Here is a 17,239-nt window from a genome sequence, read left to right as displayed (position 1 = left end):
CTTCGGCTCGGCCCGCGGAAGAGTTGCAGGACGTTGCACCGGGTTCCGCCGGACGCCTCCGGGGCAGGCGAAGGAGCACGCGTGGACGACCAGGACCGGGCCCAGCGCCGCACTCGCGAGCGCGTACTGTCCGGTGGCCACGGTGCCGCTGCCCGACCTGAGATCGCAGCCTCCTGGCGACGGCTGCGGGCCAGCGGACTCGACCCTGGCTCCAACCCGGAGGTCGCCCCTCTCGACCGTTCCGATATCGAGGAGCGGCGTACGACGAGTGGCTTGCTCCCGCTGCTGCCGCACCTCACGTCAGCGCTGAAGTCCGTCGTAGACGCTGGCCAGCTCGTCGTGATCACCGACCGCGAGGGCCGGGTGCTGTGGCGTCAGGGTGGCTCGCAGGTACGCCGGTTCGCCGACCGGCTCGGCTTCGTCAGCGGCTCGGCGTGGACCGAGGGCAACGTCGGCACCAACGCGATCGGCACCTGTCTCGTGCTGAACGCACCGGTGCAGATCCGTGGCGGTGAGCACTACGTCGAGTCGCACACGCAGTGGGGCTGTGCTGCCGCGCCGATCAGCGATCCGTGGACAGGTCGCACGTTGGGCGTCATCGACGTGAGCGGTCCGTCTCGGGCCATGCACCCGGCGGAGCTGGCCCTGGTTGAGATGTCGGCACGGCTGGGCGCGATGGAGGTTCGCGAGCAGCACCGGACGCGGCTCGGCCGTCTCCGGGCTGACTCTGCCGGCCTGCTTGAGCGACTCACGGGTCAGGCGCTCGTCGTGGACCAGGCCGGCCACGTGGCGGCAGCGACAGGTCTCGCCGCCCCCGACCGGGTGATGCTGCCGAGCACCGTCGGCGAGGGCGGCCTCTGGCTGCCGGGACTCGGGCCCGCAGTCGCCGAACCGCTGCCGGGCGGATGGCTGCTGCGGCTCGGCTCGGATCAGGAGGCGGTGCCCACCGGCGCGCTGCTCGACCTCAGCGGCGCGCCCCATCTCGCGGTCTCGGGCCCCACCGGGAGCTGGCGCTACGACCTCAGTCCGCGGCATGCTGAGATCCTGATCTCGCTGATCGATGCCGGGCCGACCGGCCGCACGGCAGCGGCCCTCGCTGATGACCTGTTCGCCGACCCGACGCGCGCCGTGACCGTACGAGCCGAGATGTCCCGGCTACGGCAGACGCTCGGGCCATTGCTGCTCAGCCAGCCGTACCGCCTGTCACCTCAGGTCGATGCCCGGCTGCGGCTGCCCACCAACCTCCGCTCGCTGATGCCCAGCTCCAGCGCGCCAGTCGTCGTCCGCCTCCGCGCGAGCTGTTGAGAGCAGCGCGTGGACGAGCAGGGTCCGTCAGCGACCGCACCGGCCCGGTCCGGCCCGACCTGGCGGACGACCGCCGCGGTCTTTGCCCAGGTCTGCGGCTACTTCGGCGGGGTCATCCTGCTCGGCGTCGCCCTCTGGGCGCTGTTCATCCTCTCGTACGGCCTCAGCATCGACGGCCCTTCGCTTCCTGATGGGGACAGGGAGTGGGTGATCGTCGCGGGGCTGGTCGTGCTCACCCAGGTCGTGCTGATCGTTGTCGGGCGACGCGGCTCGATCCTGATCTCACGCGGGCGACCCTCAGGGCCGGGTCTCGCAGTCCTCGCCGGGCTCATCCTGTCGGTTGAAGGCGCCTGGCTGACACGTCAGGGCGGCTCGGTCCGTGTCTTCGGGGTGCTGGCGGTGCTCTGTGGGCTCGGCGCCATCGTCGCGGCTGCGGTCCTGCTCAGCGCCGGCCGACGAACCACTTCCTGATCAAGGCGATCCGCGCGGTGACCTGCTCTGTCGAGGCGCGGTCGAGCGTCGGCCCGCCACAGGACGTACGCAGGTCGTTGTGGATCGTGGCGTGCGCCTGGCCCGACTTGCGGGCGTAGGCGCCGACGAGGGAGTTGAGCTCCTTGCGCTGAGCCGCGAGCGCACGGTGTGCAGCCATCGGAGCATCGTCCACTGGCCGCTTGCGACCGCTCTTGGCCTGCTTGGTCTGGCGCTGCCGCAGCAGCTGAGTCATCTGGTCGGGCTCGAGCAGTCCCGGGAGGCCGAGGTATTCCTGCTCGTCGTCGCTGCCGACCTCGGCCCCGAGGCCGAACTGCTGCGCATCGAACAGCACGTGGTCGAACTCGGCGTCCGACTCCAGCGCCTCGAAGGACAGCTGGTCGTCCCCGCCGAGTGCCTTCTCCTCGTGGTTGGCCTCGGCGAGCAGGCCCTCCTCCTCGGACCAGATCGACTCCTCCTCGCCAGGTTTCTTGGGCCGGTCGAGTGCGTGGTCGCGCTCGTCCTCCATCCGGCTGGCGTGCTCAAGGATGAGCGGGACGCTCGGGAGAAAGACGGAGGCCGTCTCGCCACGGCGACGGGCGCGTACGAAACGACCCACGGCCTGGGCGAAGAACAGCGGCGTAGAGGTGGACGTCGCATAGACACCGACCGCGAGCCGCGGGACGTCGACGCCCTCGGACACCATGCGTACGGCGACCATCCAGCGCGAGTCGTCCTCAGCGAATTTCTCGATGCGAGAGGAGGATCCGGCGTCATCGGACAGGACGACCGTCGCCTTCTCGCCGGTCACGTCCTCCAGCGTGCGGGCGTACGAGCGTGCTGCCGTCTGGTTGGACGCGATGACGAGGCCGCCCGCGTCGGGCATGTGTCGGCGTACCTCCGACAGCCGCTTGTCCGCCGCCCGCAGCACGGACGGGATCCACTCTCCCTTGGGGTCCAGCGCCGTACGCCAGGCCTGGGCGGTCGCGTCCTTGGTCATCGGCTCACCGAGCCGCGCGGCGATCTCGTCACCGGCACTGGTGCGCCAGCGCATGTTGCCGCCGTAGGCCATGAAGAGCACCGGTCGGACGACGCCGTCGCGCAGTGCTTCGGCGTAGCCGTAGGTGTAGTCGCTCGATGAGCGACGGATGCCGTGCTCGTCCTCGGCGTAGGTGACGAACGGGATCGGGCTGGTGTCCGAGCGGAACGGGGTGCCGGTCAGTGACAGCCGACGGGTCGCCGGCTCGAACGCCTCACGCAGCGCGTCACCCCACGACTTGGCGTCGCCGCCGTGGTGGATCTCATCCAGGATCACCAGAGTGCGGACCGACTCGGTGCGGGCGCGGTGCAGCAAGGGCCGGCTGGCGACGCCTGCGTAGGTCACCGCGACGCCGTCGTAGTCCGCGGCGTGCACCTCTTGTGCATTCGTGAACTTCGGGTCGATGTTGATGCCGACCCGAGCCGCAGCGTCCGCCCACTGGGTCTTGAGGTGCTCGGTCGGCGCCACGATCGTCAGCTGCTGGACGATGCCCGCGCCCAGCAGCTCGGTGGCCACACGCAGCGCGTAAGTCGTCTTGCCGGCGCCCGGTGTGGCGACTGCGAGGAAGTCGCGTGGACCCTCAGCCAGGTAGGTCTGCAGCGCCTGCGCCTGCCAGGCGCGGAGTTTGCTGGCAGTGCCCCAGGCCGCTCGCTCCGGAAACGCTGGCGACAGGTGCGACGCGGCTGAGGTGCTCATCGCGCGCCACAGTAGCCGGGCTGAATGACATTGCAGCGCAGGCCCTCCCGGCGTGGGACGACCTGGTGCTGAACATCACGTCAGGCGGCCACCAGGTAGAAGCCGTAGACGGTCATCAACCCGCCGAGTGCAACGACCCACCATCTCGATGGTCCCGTATTGCGCAGCACCGTGAAGGCAAGCACGAGCGCAACGATCAGTCCGCCACCGATCTGGGCAAAGATCGTGCCGAGCGCAACGGTTGCCAACATCGACAAGATCACCATCGCCGCGGCGTGCGGGTGCCGAGCTCGATCTACCGCAACAGTGTGGCCGTCATCTCCGCCCACTGACGGGACGTCATGCCCATCGATTCGCCACGCCACGGCCCGGACTACTTGCCGCCGTCTTGAGGCGCGCGCAGACCGTCGTAGATCTCCTGGCAGGTCGGGCAGACCGGGAACTTCTTGGGGTCGCGACCGGGGACCCAGATCTTGCCGCAGAGCGCCGTCACGGGGTCACCGGACATCGCGCTCTCGAGGATCTTCTCCTTGCGCACGTAGTGCGAGAACCGCTCGTGATCGCCCGGCTCGGCCTCCTGGTCCTGGAGCTGCTCACGCTCCAGGACGGCCGTGGAGGTCTGCGGACCGCCCGGCTCCGCCTCGGGCGCGGAGGGGCGGTTCGGGTCGTCGATAGGCGTGCTCATGCCACCAAGTCTAGGCAGGCACCGCCTCACCGCGATGCAGGTGCGGCGCCGCAGTCAGTACCGCGGGCGTACGACTGTCGACAGGTATCCGGACGGCACCGCCCCGCTGAAGCTGATCAGGCGAATCCCGTCCGAGGGAGACTGTGCGCCGACGTACTGGTTGTTCCCGACGTACACGACGACGTGATAGATGCCGTCCGAGCCGGACTTGAACATCAGATCGCCGGGCTGACGCTGGCTGAACGGGACGCTGGCACCCTCGTTGTACTGCTGCTTGGACCAGTGCGTGAGCTTCACCCGGCCGCCCGAGCCCTGGTACCAGGCGTACATCGTGAGGCCCGAGCAGTCGAAACCGCCATTGGTCGGTCCGTAGTAGCCGCCCTGATTCTTGACGTAGGGGTACTTCCCGACGAGGGACTTCGCCTTGGCCACAACCGCCTTCTGCACGGCGGTGCCCGACGGAGCCGGCGGGGCGGTCGTACAGGCCGGAATGGCCGATGACGAGGAGACGTAGGCGTGCGAGACGTAGCCCGAGGCGACGCGATCCCACTGGTTGGTGGTGCCGAAGGTGCCCGTCTGACTCGTGCCCGACACCTTGCACGTGATGGCGATGGAGGCCCCATCGGCGTACGACCCGACCTTGGCGGCGTTGCCGCTCGGCGCGTTTCGGATACTGAGTGTGTTGCCGGCGGCGACGTCGACGCGACCGGTCGTGGCCGCTGATGCCGACTCGCCCATTCCAGCCACCAGGACTGCGCTCACGAGCGTTGTGGCCGCTGCGGCGGCCAAGGTGGTGCGGACCTTGTTCATGATGATCTCCGTTCGAGTCGAAACCCCTGAGCCGCAACGGTTTTGCTGCAGCGAGATCAGACTCGGGCGCGACAGGAGCGAGAACAACGATCGGCCCGTCTAAGGTCCGCTCTCGGACGTCAACGCCTTCGGTGGAGGTCCGGAACCGGACATCTCGCCCAGTTCGCACCGCCTGTAGCCCGCCGCCTGTGTTGTCATCCGTACCTCACGTCGAAGGAGAAGCATCATGCGTCACAAGACCCGTGCGTACGTCGTTCTCGCCGCCACCGGCGTCCTGTCCTTCGGGCTGGTCGGCCAGCTGCAGCGCAGTGAAGCCTCCCCCAGCCAGACCGGGACGGTGACCAAGCATCGTGTCGTCCCGGCCAACCACATCGGTGGTTTCTGCGGTGCTTGTGCAGTCGGGCACCCGCACAAGCCGCCGGTGCACAAGTACAAGAAGCACAAGTAGCCGGCCCGACCGGCATCAGAGGAGACCGGGCTACAACCAGCCGCGCTCGACCGCCAGCACGCCCGCCTGGAACCGGCTCGTTGCACCCAGCCGCTCCATCACCCGTGCCACATAGCGTCGAAACTGACGCTCAGTCACGGACAGCCGCTTGGCCGACACGCTGTCGGTCAGGCCGGAGCTCATCATCAGCAGGACCTCGCGCTCACGCTCGGTGGGGCCATCGTCGGGGAGGGCGATGGCCTCCTCGAGGGTGCGGCCCGACCGCAAGATGGTCAGCGCGAGCTGGGTCAGGCACCTCACGAGCGCCGGTTCGGTCACGAAGACCATGCCCTTCGCGAGCTCCGGCGGATCGGTCGGCAGGATCGCCAGACGCCGGTCCGAGATGATCAAGCGGTGCGGCAAGGAGTCGGCGAAGCGAGTCGTTGCACCGAGCTGCTCGGTGCGCTCAACCTCGGCGCGGATGTACTCGTGCTGCACAAAGTGCTGAGGGCAGACGGTTCTGAAGGCGACACCACGGCGCAGCATGTCGTCGTCCTCTGAGGAGCCCGATGCTGCTTCCTCGGGCGTGGGCGCGCGGCCCTCGTGCAGGTTGAGCAGCTCACGCTGGGTGCCACGGACCACCTGGAGCAGCCGCTCACGTACGACATCCAGGTCGCTGACATGCTCCAGGCCGGGGTTGGCCGCAGGCACCACGGCGGCCGGGGCCACCGCGCTCAGCACCTGGTCGAGGGCCTGCCTGGCCTGGAGGAGAGAGCGCTCAACGGAGGCGACTGACTGCGTTGCGAGGAGACCGTGCAACGCCGAGTGGCTTCCCACTCGCAACCTGAGGACCTCCCCGGTCGCAGGCGCCTCGACCAGGCCGGAGCCCAGCAGCTCTTTGACGACCAGGTCTACGTCGGGCCCGGAGTCGTCCGTCAGGCCCGAGATGGGCACCTCGCCGCCGCTCCTGAGCTCGCCGTAGACGGCCTGCGCTCGCGGTGACAGCTCCCCTGCCGTCGTCATGGCTGCATGATGGCATGACCGATCACTGAAGATCTCGTCTGAGTCGTACGTCGCCGAGCTCAGTTGAGCGACGGGTCCACCGGGAAGCTCGCGACCAACCGCAAGGTCCCAGCCTGCCGTCGCAGGACGTCGCCCCACAGGTCGCGGGGGTCATCGGTGAAGGCATCACGCGCCTCGGCGTCGACGACGAACCATGAGCCGCGGCGGATCTCACCCTCAAGCTGTCCGCCGCTCCAGCCGGTGTAGCCGGCAAAGATGCGCAGCGCAGCGACCTCGGGCATGACGACGACGGGCGGCGCGTCGAGGTCAACGAGACCAACCGCACCGAACAACCGCTTGATGCCGAGCGACGTGTCGTCGCCCGGCACCGAGACAAGCCCTAGAGCGGAGTCGAGGGACACCGGACCGCCTTGGAAGAGGCACTGCGGTGTCGCCACGTGCTGCTGCCAGCCGGGAAGGACGGCATCGACCTCGGCGCTGAGCGGCCGGTTGAGGACCAGGCCGTGCGCGCCTTCGTCGTCGTGGTGCAGAACGAGCACGACGCTGCGGTCGAAGACGTCGTCCTCGACATCGTCGACGGGTTGCTCCTCGCTCGCGCGAGGGGCAGCCACCAGCAGCCTCCCGGTCAGTTCCTCCACCGGGCTATTGTGACCTGCCGCTCAGCGGTCGCGGTGGCTGCGTCGCGGACCGCCCTGACCGCGGTAGGACGAGCCACCCCGGTCACGGCCCCCGCGGTAGCCGCCCTGGCGACCACCCGAGCGCTGCCCGTAGCCCTCACGACGACCGCTACGCGGCGGCGCGATGAGGCGGTGCAGGTCACTCTCGGTGATCGGTCGGCCCTCGGGCGTACGACCACCGGCGTCAGCGATCACGGCGTCACCCGGGTTGGCCTTCTGCAGACGTACGCCGACGCCCGCGTCGTCCAGCAGGCGCTGCACGGTCCGACGCTGGTGCGGCAGCGCGAGGGTCACGACGGTGCCCTTCTCGCCTGCGCGAGCCGTGCGTCCGGCACGGTGGAGGTAGTCCTTGTGGTCAGCCGGCGGGTCGACCTGGAGCACGACGCCCACGTCGTCGACGTGGATACCGCGGGCCGCGACATCGGTCGCGACGAGCACGGGCACCCGGCCGTCCTTGAACGCCGACAGCACCTTGTTGCGCTGTCCCTGGTTGAGGCCACCGTGCAGTGCGGCTGCCACGACACCGAGGTCGCGCAGCTCGCCGGCTACGCGGTCGGCGCCCAGCTTGGTGCGGCAGAACACCACGGTCCGGCCCTCACGGTTGGCGACCTCCGCGATGACAGCCTTCTTGTCGCGCGGCTCGATCAGCAGCGCGTGGTGGACCATCGTGGCCACCGAGGCCTGCGCGTCGTCCGTCGAGTGGGTGACCGGGTCGACGAGGTAGCGATCGACGATTCCGTCGATCCCGCGGTCCAACGTCGCTGAGAAGAGCAGCCGCTGGCCGCCCTCCGGCACCTGGTCCAGGATCTCGGTGATGGCCTCAAGGAACCCCATCTCGGCCATGTGGTCGGCCTCGTCGAGGATGGCGACCTCGACCCGAGACAGGTCTGCGGCGCCGCGCTCCATCAGATCCATCAGGCGGCCGGGGGTCGCGATCAGCAGGTCGAGACCGCGATCCAGGGCCTGCAGCTGCGGCTCGTACGGCATACCGCCGGCCACCAGCTTGTGCCGCAGCCCGACGACGTGCACCAGGGGCTGGAGCGCGTCGCTGATCTGCATCGCGAGCTCACGGGTCGGAGTGAGCACGATGGCACGCGGCTGACCCGGGCGCGCCTTGCCACCCGCAGCCAGGCGAGCCAGTGTCGGCAGGCCGAAGGAGAGCGTCTTGCCGGAGCCCGTACGGCCTCGGCCGAGCACGTCCTTGCCGGCCATCGCGTCCGGGATCGTCGCGGCCTGGATCGGGAACGGTGCGGTAATGCCGTCGCGGGCCAGCCGCTCGGTCAGGGCGTCGGGCAGGCCCAGCTCGGCGAAGGTGGTCGCGATCGGCTCGGTGCCCTCGGACTCGTCCGCCTGCACGGTCTCGGTCGGCACCGTCTCTGCTGGCACCGTCTCTGCTGGCACCGTCTCTGTCGACATGGTCTCTGTCTGCATGTCCGTGGCCTCCTCGACCGAGTCCACGGTCACGTTGACCGCATCGTTCGTCGCCTCGACAGCTGAGGTGTCAGCCGCCTCGACGGTGGCCTCGACCGCGTCATCGCGTCGAGGGGCCTGCTGACGGTCGTACGACGGTCGCTGGGTCGAGCGGTCGCGGTTGCCCTGATAGCCACCGCGGTCATCCCGGTTGCCCTGGTAGCCACCGGTCCGGTTGTCTCGGTTGCCTTGGTACCCGCCGGACCGGTTGTCTCGGTCGCGGTTGCCCTGGTATCCACCACGGTCATCACGGTTGCCCTGGTAGCCGCCACGGTCATTGCGGTCGCGGTTGCCCTGATAGCCACCGGTCCGATTGCCCTGGTAGCCGCCCGTGCGGTTGTCGCCGTCACGGTTGCCCTGATAGCCGCCACGGTCGTTACGGTCCCGGTTGCCCTGGTAGCCGCCCGTGCGGTCGTCCCGGTCACGGTTGCCCTGATAGCCACCGGTCCGATTGCCCTGATAGCCGCCCGTGCGGTTGTCGCCGTCACGGTTGCCCTGGTAGCCACCGGTCCGGTTGCCCTGATAGCCGCCGCGATCGTTACGGTCCCGGTTGCCCTGGTAGCCGCCCGTGCGGTTGTCGCCGTCACGGTTGCCCTGGTATCCACCGGTCCGGTTGCCCTGGTAACCACCACGGTCATTGCGGTCTCGGTTGCCCTGGTAACCACCGCGGTCGTCGCGGTCTCGGTTGCCCTGGTACCCGCCGGACCGGTTGCCCTGGTAACCACCCGTGCGGCTGTCGCCGTCACGGTTGCCCTGGTATCCACCACGGTCATCGCGACCACGCGGCGGACGCCGGTCGTCGCGGTCACGACGCTCGTAGGAGCGCTCGTTGTTGCGGGGGCGATCGTCGCGACGGGGCTGGTCGGAGCCGGCCGCCTCGGACCGGGTCTGCTTGACCTGCTTGCGCACGGCAGCGCGCTGCGCTTCGACCTTCTGAACGCGCGACCAGCGCGCCTTCTTCTGGTTCTGGGCAGGGCTTTGCCCACGGTGAGATGACTTCACTTCGTTCTCGCTTCGACTTGAGTACCGGCCGCATCGTTGTCGGAGCCGGGCCTCATCGTGGGCCCGCTCAGGCGGCATCGTGTGATCTCGGCGCTCAAGAAGGGGAACGCAAGATCGCGTACTAGGTGAACGGCAAGCATAGCGGCCTCAGCGTGTGGTAAAGAACCACATCCAGGCCTCGCGGGCGACGATTCGGGTGATATCCGCCACGATTCACCGCGGAATCAGGACTGCGACCGCCATCGACGGTCGCGTCTGCCCCGCTTGGATCAGCTGTCGGACTCTTCCTTCTCTGCGCGAGCCGCGTCAGCGACTGCGCGTGCGACGACCTTCGCCACGTCGGGGTGGAAGACGCTGGGCACGATGTACGCCGGGTTGAGCTCGTCTGCCGACACCGTCTCCGACAGCGCGTTCGCCGCGGCGATCATGACCTTCTCCGAGACCTTGGTCGCTGCTGCATCGAGCAGGCCACGGAAGACGCCCGGGAAGACGAGCACGTTGTTGATCTGGTTGGCCGAGTCGCTGCGTCCGGTGGCGACGACAGCGGCGTACTTGCCTGCCTCAGCCGGATCGACCTCGGGCACTGGATTAGCGAGCGCGAACACGATCGCGTCGTCGGCCATCGTGCCAATGTCCTTGCCCTGCAACAGGTTTGGCGCCGACACCCCGATGAAGACATCGGCACCGACCAAGGCATCCTTCAATGTCCCGGACTGACCTCTCGGGTTGGTGTGCTCAGCCGTCCAGGTCAGGTGGCCATGGGCTCCGTCGCGTACGTCTTCGCGGTCGCTGTGCACGACACCGTTGATGTCGGCGACGACCACGTCGCGAGCGCCGGCGTGCAGCAGCAGCTTGAGGATCGCGGTGCCGGCCGCGCCTGCACCGCTCATCACGATGCGGACGTCGGCCAGCTCCTTGTCGACCACGCGCAGCGCGTTGCGCAGCGCGGCCAGCGTGACGATCGCGGTGCCGTGCTGGTCGTCGTGGAAGACCGGGATGTCCAGCTCGTCACGCAGTCGGGCCTCGACCTCGAAGCAGCGGGGCGCCGAGATGTCTTCGAGGTTGATTCCGGCGAACACCGGTGCGATCGCCTTGACGGTGCGGATGATCTCCTCGGTGTCCTGGGTGTCCAGGCAGATCGGGAACGCGTCGATATCGGCGAACCGCTTGAACAGCGCGGCCTTGCCCTCCATGACCGGCAGAGCAGCCAGCGGCCCGATGTTGCCCAGGCCGAGCACCGCGCTGCCGTCGGTCACGACGGCCACCGTGTTGCGCTTGATGGTCAGCCGCCGTGCGTCCTCCGGGTTGTCCGCGATCGCCATGCAGACGCGCGCCACACCTGGCGTGTAGATCAAGGACAAGTCGTCGCGGTTGCGGATCGGAACCTTCGACTCGATCTTCAGCTTGCCGCCGAGGTGGACCAGGAACGTCCGGTCGGACACCTTGCCGATCTCGACGCCGTCGACGGCCCGCATCGCCTCGACCAGCTCATCGGCGTGGCCGGTGTCCCTGGCCGCCGCCGTGACATCGACGCGCAGCCTGTCGTTGCTGGCGGCCGTGATGTCGAGAGCGGTGATCAGCCCGCCTCCGCGCTCGACCGCGCTCGTGAGCTCGCTGACGGCCGTCGTACGACCGGGGAGCTCGAGGCGGACAGTGATCGAGTTGGAGACTGACGGCACACTCATGCCCGACATTCTGGCCCCACAACCGGGTACGACGGTCAGCGGGCCACCATGTCATCTCCGCCGCGGGAAGTACTCCTCAGTAGGGTCTTCGTCGTCGTACTCGCCGTACTCGTCGTCCTCGTCCCGGTACTCATCCTCGTCCTCGTCGTCCTCTTCCTCATCAGAGAGGAGCGGCGGCGCCGGGTGTCCGCCGGAGTAGCGGTCGAGCAGGAAGATCAGCAGGCCTGGGAGCGCGAGGAGGATGCCGGCAATGGTCGGCATCAGGTGGCCAAGGATGAATCCGACCACGCTGACGAGGGCACCCAGGCCCAACCACATGAGGGCATCTGACCGGCCCCCGACCGGCGCTCCATCGCCCCCGTCCCGAGAGTGCCGTTCCGCGAACGATTGCACGAAAGGGATTCTGTCAGTCCCGGTCTGCGAACGGCGTGACCGGGCTGGTTGTGCGAGAGTCGCGACATGACTGCTCCGGACCACAGCATCACCGTGATCGGCACCGGCTCGGCCGCGGATGCACCCGACATCGTCCGTCTGGTGATGGCCGCGCGGGCCGAGGCTCGCGATGTCAGCACCGCCCTCGACACCTGCCAGCAATCGGCCGTCGCACTCAGCACGTCACTGCGCGAGCAGGGCGTCGAGGATCGAGATCTGCGCACCCTTGGCGTGTCGGTGGACACGCGATGGGGCCAGGACGGCGTGCCGTCCGGTTACGAAGCCACCCACCGATTCAGCGTGACGTGGCGTGAGCCGGGGACCGTCGGGACCGTGCTGTCCAAGGTCGCGTCGGCCGTCGGCAACGCCTTCCGGCTCGAGTCGTTGGGGCTGGCCGTCGACGACGAGACGAGCCTGGCGGACCGAGCCCGGCAGGCGGCGTACGCCGACGCGCACCGCCAGGTGACCGCCCTCGCCGAGCTGGCCGGTCGGTCCCTGGGTCAGGTCCTGGCCATCGACCAGCCGGGGGCGCGAGGCGGCCCCGGCCCCGAGATGCGGTTCGCGATGGCGGCCGGTGACGGAGGGGTCGAGCAGGGCCAGCACACCGTCAAGACCCAGCTGCAGGTGCGGTGGGCGCTGGACTGACCGCGCACAGACAAAACCAGAGGGCTCGAGCGACAAGATCGCTCGAGCCCTCTGGCTGACTGGCGTGACGTGCCACATGGGTGGTGGAGGTGCCGGGAATCGAACCCGGGTCCGCTGAGCGCGAAGAAGGACTTCTCCGGGCGCAGTGCGCTATGGATTTTCTCGGCCCCAGGGCTCGCACGCACACGTTCCCTGACAGGCCCAGTCGAGTAAGAGTCCCGCGCCGTCCCTCGACATGACGACGCAGCAAGCTTCCTAGCTGACGCCAGGATCTGGGACGGAAGCGCGCCCAGGCTGACGGACTTCAGGCTTGCTTAGGCAGCAAGGGCGAAGTCGGTGCGCTTTGAATTGGCACCTATGGGGTTTGCACGGATCGTTAACGAGATAACCGTGCATCCTCGGCCCGCTTCTCCTGCAACGGCGATCAACGTCGAAACCGATCACCCCCATGGAGTCCGACATGTCGGACGGGCACGTCACGCTGTTCAGTTGTCGCGACCGGACGAGCTGGCCGCAGGCTCTCCAGCCTACTTGACTCAACACCGGGTCCCGCCACCCAATTCCGGCGCCAGGGGCCCAGATCCGCGCGATCGCTAGGCTCAGGGGATGAGCGCCGCGACCGGTCCACGGACCCGATCCTCGAGCCTGATGAGCCTGCGAATCCTGAGCAGCGCCATCCTGCTCGCTCCCCTGGTGATCGCGGTCGTCCTGGTCGTGAGCCTCGGCGTGGACGCACCGCCCTCATGGACGTACGCCGTCGGCCCGGTCCTCGCGGCAGTCGGCTTCGGACTCGCCACCGTCGCGGGCTACCGGGTGACCGCGGCCGAGGCGGGGCTCGAACCACAGCGCGCCGCACGTCGGTCGGAGACTGACTTCCGGCTCACCCACATGCTGCGCATCGCGATGACCGAGGCGCCCATGCTCCTGACGATGGTCGTCTGCTTCGCCGTCGAGCCCACGAGCAGCCTGGCATTCCTGGTGGGCCTGCCGTTCGTGCTCGCCTCGATGTGGTGGCACGTCTGGCCCGGTGACGCGCTCATCAGTCGGGTGCAGGCCGCTCTCGAACGCACCGGTGCTCCGTCATACCTCCGCGAAGGTCTGCAGAAGCCGATGTCGATCGAGAGCAGCCTGCCCCACCTCTGAGTCCAGGCGCCTGACTCAGACGCCGAAGGTGTGGCGCAGCGGGTAGTGCGCGTCGCCGTCGGAACCGACCTTCACACCCAGCACCTGGTGGAGCTGGATGTTGTTGCGCTCGAAGTTGAGCGACGAGCCGGCCATGTAGAGGCCCCACACCCGAGCGGTCCCGGCGCCGGCCTCACGCACACAGGCGTCCCAGTTGGCGCTGAGGTTCCGGCACCATTCGCGGGTCGTCCGGGCGTAGTGCTCGCGCAGGTCCTCGACGTGCCGGATCTCGAAGCCGTGGTCCTGCATGGTCGACACGATCGTGCCGACCCCGGCCAGCTCACCGTCGGGGAACACGTAGCGGTTGATGAACCCGCCGCGCTTGAGCCCGTTGGAGGCGGTGTCGGGACGGGTGATGGCGTGGTTGAGCATCCGCCCGCCCTCACGCAGCTTGCCGTTGAGGAAAGTGAAGTACGCCGGGTAGTTCTTGATCCCGATGTGCTCGGTCAGACCGATCGAGCTGACCGCGTCGAAGCCACCCTCGGCGACATCGCGGTAGTCCATGTGACGGACCTCGGCGCGATCGTCCAGACCGTCCTCCTTGATGCGCTGCTGCGCCCAGGCGGCCTGCTCGGCCGACAGCGTGACCCCGAGCGCGGTGACGCCGTAGTGCTGCACCGCGTGCCGCACCATGCCGCCCCAGCCGCAGCCGACGTCGAGCAGACGCATGCCGGGCTCGAGCCCGAGCTTCTTGGCGACCAGGTCGTACTTGTGCGCCTGGGCCTCCTCGAGCGTCGAGCCGTCCTCCGGGTAGCAGGCACAGGTGTAGGTCATCGACGGACCCAGCACCATCTCGTAGAACGCGTTGCTCACGTCGTAGTGGTGATGGATCGCGTCCGCGTCGCGGCGGCGCGAGTGGCGAAGGCCCTCGACCGTGCGGCGCCACCCTGGAACTGCTTCCTCACGAGGCAGCTCGGGCGGCCGAAAAGCGTTGATACCCAACGACTTCGCGATCTCCGGCAGCTCATTGAGCGCCGGGCGCTGGACGAGCTGCTTGTCCAGGAACACGGACAACAGGTCGTACGGATCGCCTGGGTCGACGCCCTCGAGGACCAGGTCTCCCTGAACGTAGGCACGAACCATGCCCAGCTCGCCCGGCGCGGTCACGAGATAGCGCAACCCGCGCTCGTTCTCCACCCGCACCACGATGTCCGAGTCGAGACGGCCACCCACTGAGCCGTCGTACGCCTCGAACCTGAACGGCACATCTGGACCGAAGATACGGTCCGCCACCTGTCCGATCGTCATGCTCATCGTCGTCCCACCGCCTTTGCGTAAAGGTCGGGCAACCGCCCGTCCGGGTCATAGGTCTTCTTGATCTGCTGGTACGTCTCGCCGCCGTAGAGCGACCAGAAGGTCGCCTCGTCGTAGTAGGCGTCGGAGTAGAGCGACTTGTGTCCGCCCAGCTCCTCCACGACGCGCTCGATCTCCTTGTTGGTGTCGCCGTCCGAGCCGCCCTGCGGGATCTCGACCGTGGACCAGAAGCCCACGTTGACGTACTGCTCCCCGACCCGCAACGGATAGAGCGGCCACGGCTGGTCACCGTTGTCGTGATCGCGAACAGCCAACGGGCACAACCAGATCGGCTCGATCGGCACGTTGTCGAGGAACCACTCGAGGAAGTCTGTGGTGCGCTCGATCGGGATCTCGACGTCCTGGACGACCCGCTCGCGAGGGAGGTTGCCCTTGCGCGCATCGCGCTTGGCGAACCATCCGTGCCGGTTCTCGAACCGGATGATCTTGCCGTAGACGTCGCTGCGCAGATAGCGCTTCGGCACCAGCCGGCGCACCTTCGGGTTCTGGACGTAGAACGCTCGCGAGCACCAGAACCAGTCGGTGTCCCAGCGCCAGATGTAGTCGTGTGCGGTGAGGTAGTCCTCGGCGCGCTCCTGGATCGAGCGGTAGAAGATCTGCTGCCCGGTGTAGTCGCTCGTGTACGGCGCGTGCTCGGCCCACGTGCCGACGATCAGGTAGCTCTCGGTCGCCGAGAACACCACTCCGTCAAGGAAATCCACGGCCTGGCCGTCGAGCTCGCGGGTGCGAAGCAGCTCGTCCATGCGGGCCGTCAGCTCACTCAGCTCGCCGAAGCGAAGGTGCCGCAGGTGGACGTAGGGCTTGATCGGGTCCAGGTCGATCTCGAGGCGGACGGAGTAGCCCAACGAGCCGTAGGAGTTGGGGAACGTCCGGAAGAGCTCGGCGTGCTCGTTGTCCGCCGTCGCCGTGAGGATCTCGCCCGTGCCGGTGAGGATGTCCATCTCACGCACCGACTCGTGGGGCAGCCCGTTGCGGAACGACGAGGACTCGATGCCCAGGCCGGTGACCGCGCCGCCGAGCGTGATCGTCTTGAGCTGCGGTACGACGAAGGGCATCAACCCGTGCGGCAGCGTCGCCTCGACGAGGTGCTCGTAGGTGCACATGCCCTGGACCTGAGCCACCCGGCGTACGGGGTCGACCTCGATCACCGAGTCCAGGGCCGAGACGTCCAGACCCGGGCGACCCGTGCCCTCGCGCGGGCGGAACAGGTTGGAGGAACGCTTGGCGAGCCGGACCGGCTCACCCCGAGGAACGGCAGCCAGCTGCGCGCGCAGCTCGGTCACCGCGCGCTCATGCTGCTCCCAGCCCACCGTGCTCGATCCATTCGTCACAAGCCGCTCCTTTGCTGCTGCACGTCGCTGCCAAGACTGCACCCGCGTCGGCCCGCGGTGACTGCCGACCCGGGGACTGTGGTGTCGGTCACTACCAAATCGGGTTGGCATCCGTCGCGCAACGGGTCTACTCTCTCTCAAGTAGTACGAAACAGTTTCGTTTCGTTCGGCCGATCGGTATCAGGGACCCGGTCACCGACCTCCTGGAGGGCTGACGCCTTCCGGAGTCGAGACCAGTCTTCGATCCATACAGATGCATTCACCACCGATTTATTCCCCGCCATGGGTGCGGAGAACGCCAGGACAAGGGTCGAAGGAGATCCGATGAACGACACGAGCCAGCGCCCACGGGTCATGGGAGACCGCGAGGACGCAGTCCTCGATGGTGTGCTGGACGTGCTCCTCGAGGTGGGGTACGACAAGCTCACCTTCGACCTGGTCGCAGCCCGCGTCCGGGCGAGCAAGGCGACGTTGTACCGCCGGTGGCCAACCAAGGCTGACCTGGTCATCGCCGCCGTCCAGCTCGTCAAGGTCTGTCCCGGCGACGACGGACAGGCGCTCGACACCGGCAGTCTCCGAGGCGACATGGAAGCCCTCGCGTGCGCGGATCCCGATCTGACACAACGGGTTTCGGGCGTGATGGCCGCCATCGTCCCTGCACTGCACCGCGACGCGGAGCTCACCGAACGCTTCATGGAGAAGGTCATGGCTCCGCGCCACGCCCTCCTCATCGAGTGTCTCAAGCGGGCCCAGGAACGGGGCGAGCTGGGGCCGGACGCCGACCTCGATCTGCTGTCGGCCGTCGTACCCGCGATGGCCATGCGTCACACCGTGGAGCACGGCGCGGGTCCTAGTACTGACTACATCCGCGATGTCGTCGACCACATCCTGCTACCCGCTTGCGAGGCCACCGTGAACCCCGCCAAAAACCTGTCGGCCTCGGCGACCTGATAGCGGACAGAAGCTGTCCGCCAGGTCATCAAGACTGATCTAAGCCCACAGACCAGAACCACACCGCACACCACAGACCACCCGAGAGAGGGACCGC

At 68.1% G+C, this 17,239-nt stretch carries 17 protein-coding genes and 1 other RNA gene; 6 read left to right on the top strand and 12 right to left on the bottom strand.

What is annotated here, in order from left to right; all coding sequences use genetic code 11:
- Positions 1 to 81: 81 nt before the first annotated feature.
- Together VV02_RS11110 and VV02_RS11105 are read left to right on the top strand one after the other, a co-directional pair.
- Positions 82 to 1,305 carry a GAF domain-containing protein gene (locus VV02_RS11110; RefSeq protein ID WP_052591616.1) on the top strand — a complete coding sequence of 408 codons (1,224 nt, stop codon included), beginning with the start codon at positions 82 to 84 and terminating at the stop codon, positions 1,303 to 1,305.
- 9 nt (positions 1,306 to 1,314) lie between these two features.
- Entirely contained in the window at positions 1,315 to 1,776 is a 462-nt protein-coding gene (locus tag VV02_RS11105; RefSeq protein WP_052591615.1) for a hypothetical protein, read from the top strand.
- Here VV02_RS11105 and VV02_RS11100 read toward each other — a convergent pair.
- The 4 genes from VV02_RS11100 to VV02_RS11085 form a co-directional block, all read right to left on the bottom strand.
- Positions 1,748 to 3,508: a DEAD/DEAH box helicase gene (locus tag VV02_RS11100; protein WP_052591614.1), complete on the bottom strand. Its 1,761-nt coding sequence runs from the start codon at positions 3,506 to 3,508 to the stop codon at positions 1,748 to 1,750. The genes VV02_RS11105 and VV02_RS11100 overlap by 29 nt on opposite strands.
- 80 nt (positions 3,509 to 3,588) lie before the next feature.
- The gene (locus VV02_RS11095) at positions 3,589 to 3,759 is read right to left on the bottom strand and encodes a hypothetical protein (RefSeq protein ID WP_157063369.1); all 171 of its coding nucleotides are present in this window, start codon (positions 3,757 to 3,759) and stop codon (positions 3,589 to 3,591) included.
- A 122-nt stretch (positions 3,760 to 3,881) separates the two neighbouring features.
- Positions 3,882 to 4,193: a DUF3039 domain-containing protein gene (locus VV02_RS11090; protein ID WP_052591612.1), complete on the bottom strand. Its 312-nt coding sequence runs from the start codon at positions 4,191 to 4,193 to the stop codon at positions 3,882 to 3,884.
- A 54-nt stretch (positions 4,194 to 4,247) separates the two neighbouring features.
- Positions 4,248 to 5,003, bottom strand: coding sequence for a C40 family peptidase (locus VV02_RS11085; RefSeq protein WP_052591611.1), 756 nt, complete (start codon positions 5,001 to 5,003; stop codon positions 4,248 to 4,250).
- 226 nt (positions 5,004 to 5,229) lie between these two features.
- Between VV02_RS11085 and VV02_RS11080 the strand changes: the two genes are divergently transcribed.
- Positions 5,230 to 5,451: a hypothetical protein gene (locus tag VV02_RS11080; protein ID WP_052591610.1), complete on the top strand. Its 222-nt coding sequence runs from the start codon at positions 5,230 to 5,232 to the stop codon at positions 5,449 to 5,451.
- 30 nt (positions 5,452 to 5,481) lie between these two features.
- Here the strand turns inward: VV02_RS11080 and VV02_RS11075 are convergent, their stop codons facing one another.
- The 5 genes from VV02_RS11075 to VV02_RS11055 form a co-directional block, all read right to left on the bottom strand.
- The gene (locus VV02_RS11075) at positions 5,482 to 6,453 is read right to left on the bottom strand and encodes a helix-turn-helix transcriptional regulator (RefSeq protein WP_052591609.1); all 972 of its coding nucleotides are present in this window, start codon (positions 6,451 to 6,453) and stop codon (positions 5,482 to 5,484) included.
- Positions 6,454 to 6,512: 59 nt separating this feature from the next.
- Positions 6,513 to 7,091: a YqgE/AlgH family protein gene (locus VV02_RS11070; RefSeq protein WP_052591608.1), complete on the bottom strand. Its 579-nt coding sequence runs from the start codon at positions 7,089 to 7,091 to the stop codon at positions 6,513 to 6,515.
- A gap of 21 nt (positions 7,092 to 7,112) precedes the next feature.
- Positions 7,113 to 9,602: a DEAD/DEAH box helicase gene (locus VV02_RS27125; protein ID WP_245633053.1), complete on the bottom strand. Its 2,490-nt coding sequence runs from the start codon at positions 9,600 to 9,602 to the stop codon at positions 7,113 to 7,115.
- A gap of 269 nt (positions 9,603 to 9,871) precedes the next feature.
- Positions 9,872 to 11,287 carry an NAD-dependent malic enzyme gene (locus tag VV02_RS11060; RefSeq protein ID WP_052591607.1) on the bottom strand — a complete coding sequence of 472 codons (1,416 nt, stop codon included), beginning with the start codon at positions 11,285 to 11,287 and terminating at the stop codon, positions 9,872 to 9,874.
- A gap of 51 nt (positions 11,288 to 11,338) precedes the next feature.
- A complete protein-coding gene (locus VV02_RS11055; RefSeq protein ID WP_052591606.1) occupies positions 11,339 to 11,605 on the bottom strand; it encodes a hypothetical protein in 267 nt (88 codons plus the stop codon).
- Positions 11,606 to 11,746: 141 nt separating this feature from the next.
- Here VV02_RS11055 and VV02_RS11050 point away from each other — a divergent pair, with 141 nt between their 5' ends.
- The gene (locus tag VV02_RS11050; protein ID WP_052591605.1) at positions 11,747 to 12,364 is read left to right on the top strand and encodes an SIMPL domain-containing protein; all 618 of its coding nucleotides are present in this window, start codon (positions 11,747 to 11,749) and stop codon (positions 12,362 to 12,364) included.
- 81 nt (positions 12,365 to 12,445) lie between these two features.
- Here the strand turns inward: VV02_RS11050 and ssrA are convergent.
- Positions 12,446 to 12,812, bottom strand: a transfer-messenger RNA (tmRNA) gene (gene ssrA / locus VV02_RS25975).
- 158 nt (positions 12,813 to 12,970) lie between these two features.
- On the opposite strand from ssrA, the gene VV02_RS11045 reads away from it, so the two are divergent.
- Positions 12,971 to 13,507, top strand: a complete 537-nt coding sequence (locus tag VV02_RS11045; RefSeq protein WP_157063368.1) for a hypothetical protein — start codon at positions 12,971 to 12,973, stop codon at positions 13,505 to 13,507.
- A 15-nt stretch (positions 13,508 to 13,522) separates the two neighbouring features.
- On the opposite strand, the gene VV02_RS11040 is transcribed toward VV02_RS11045, so the two are convergent.
- Entirely contained in the window at positions 13,523 to 14,800 is a 1,278-nt protein-coding gene (locus tag VV02_RS11040; RefSeq protein ID WP_052591603.1) for an SAM-dependent methyltransferase, read from the bottom strand.
- The gene (locus VV02_RS11035; protein WP_245633052.1) at positions 14,797 to 16,191 is read right to left on the bottom strand and encodes an FAD-binding oxidoreductase; all 1,395 of its coding nucleotides are present in this window, start codon (positions 16,189 to 16,191) and stop codon (positions 14,797 to 14,799) included. The genes VV02_RS11040 and VV02_RS11035 overlap by 4 nt, the downstream gene beginning before the upstream one ends.
- Positions 16,192 to 16,515: 324 nt before the next feature.
- Here VV02_RS11035 and VV02_RS26670 point away from each other — a divergent pair, with 324 nt between their 5' ends.
- Positions 16,516 to 17,142 carry a TetR/AcrR family transcriptional regulator gene (locus VV02_RS26670; RefSeq protein WP_052591602.1) on the top strand — a complete coding sequence of 209 codons (627 nt, stop codon included), beginning with the start codon at positions 16,516 to 16,518 and terminating at the stop codon, positions 17,140 to 17,142.
- The last annotated feature ends 97 nt before the right edge of the window (positions 17,143 to 17,239 follow it).

It is taken from the genome of Luteipulveratus mongoliensis, assembly GCF_001190945.1.
Classification (GTDB): domain Bacteria; phylum Actinomycetota; class Actinomycetes; order Actinomycetales; family Dermatophilaceae; genus Luteipulveratus; species Luteipulveratus mongoliensis.
Note: the sequence above shows the minus strand (reverse complement) of the source record. Positions and strands in the feature narration are given on the sequence as shown.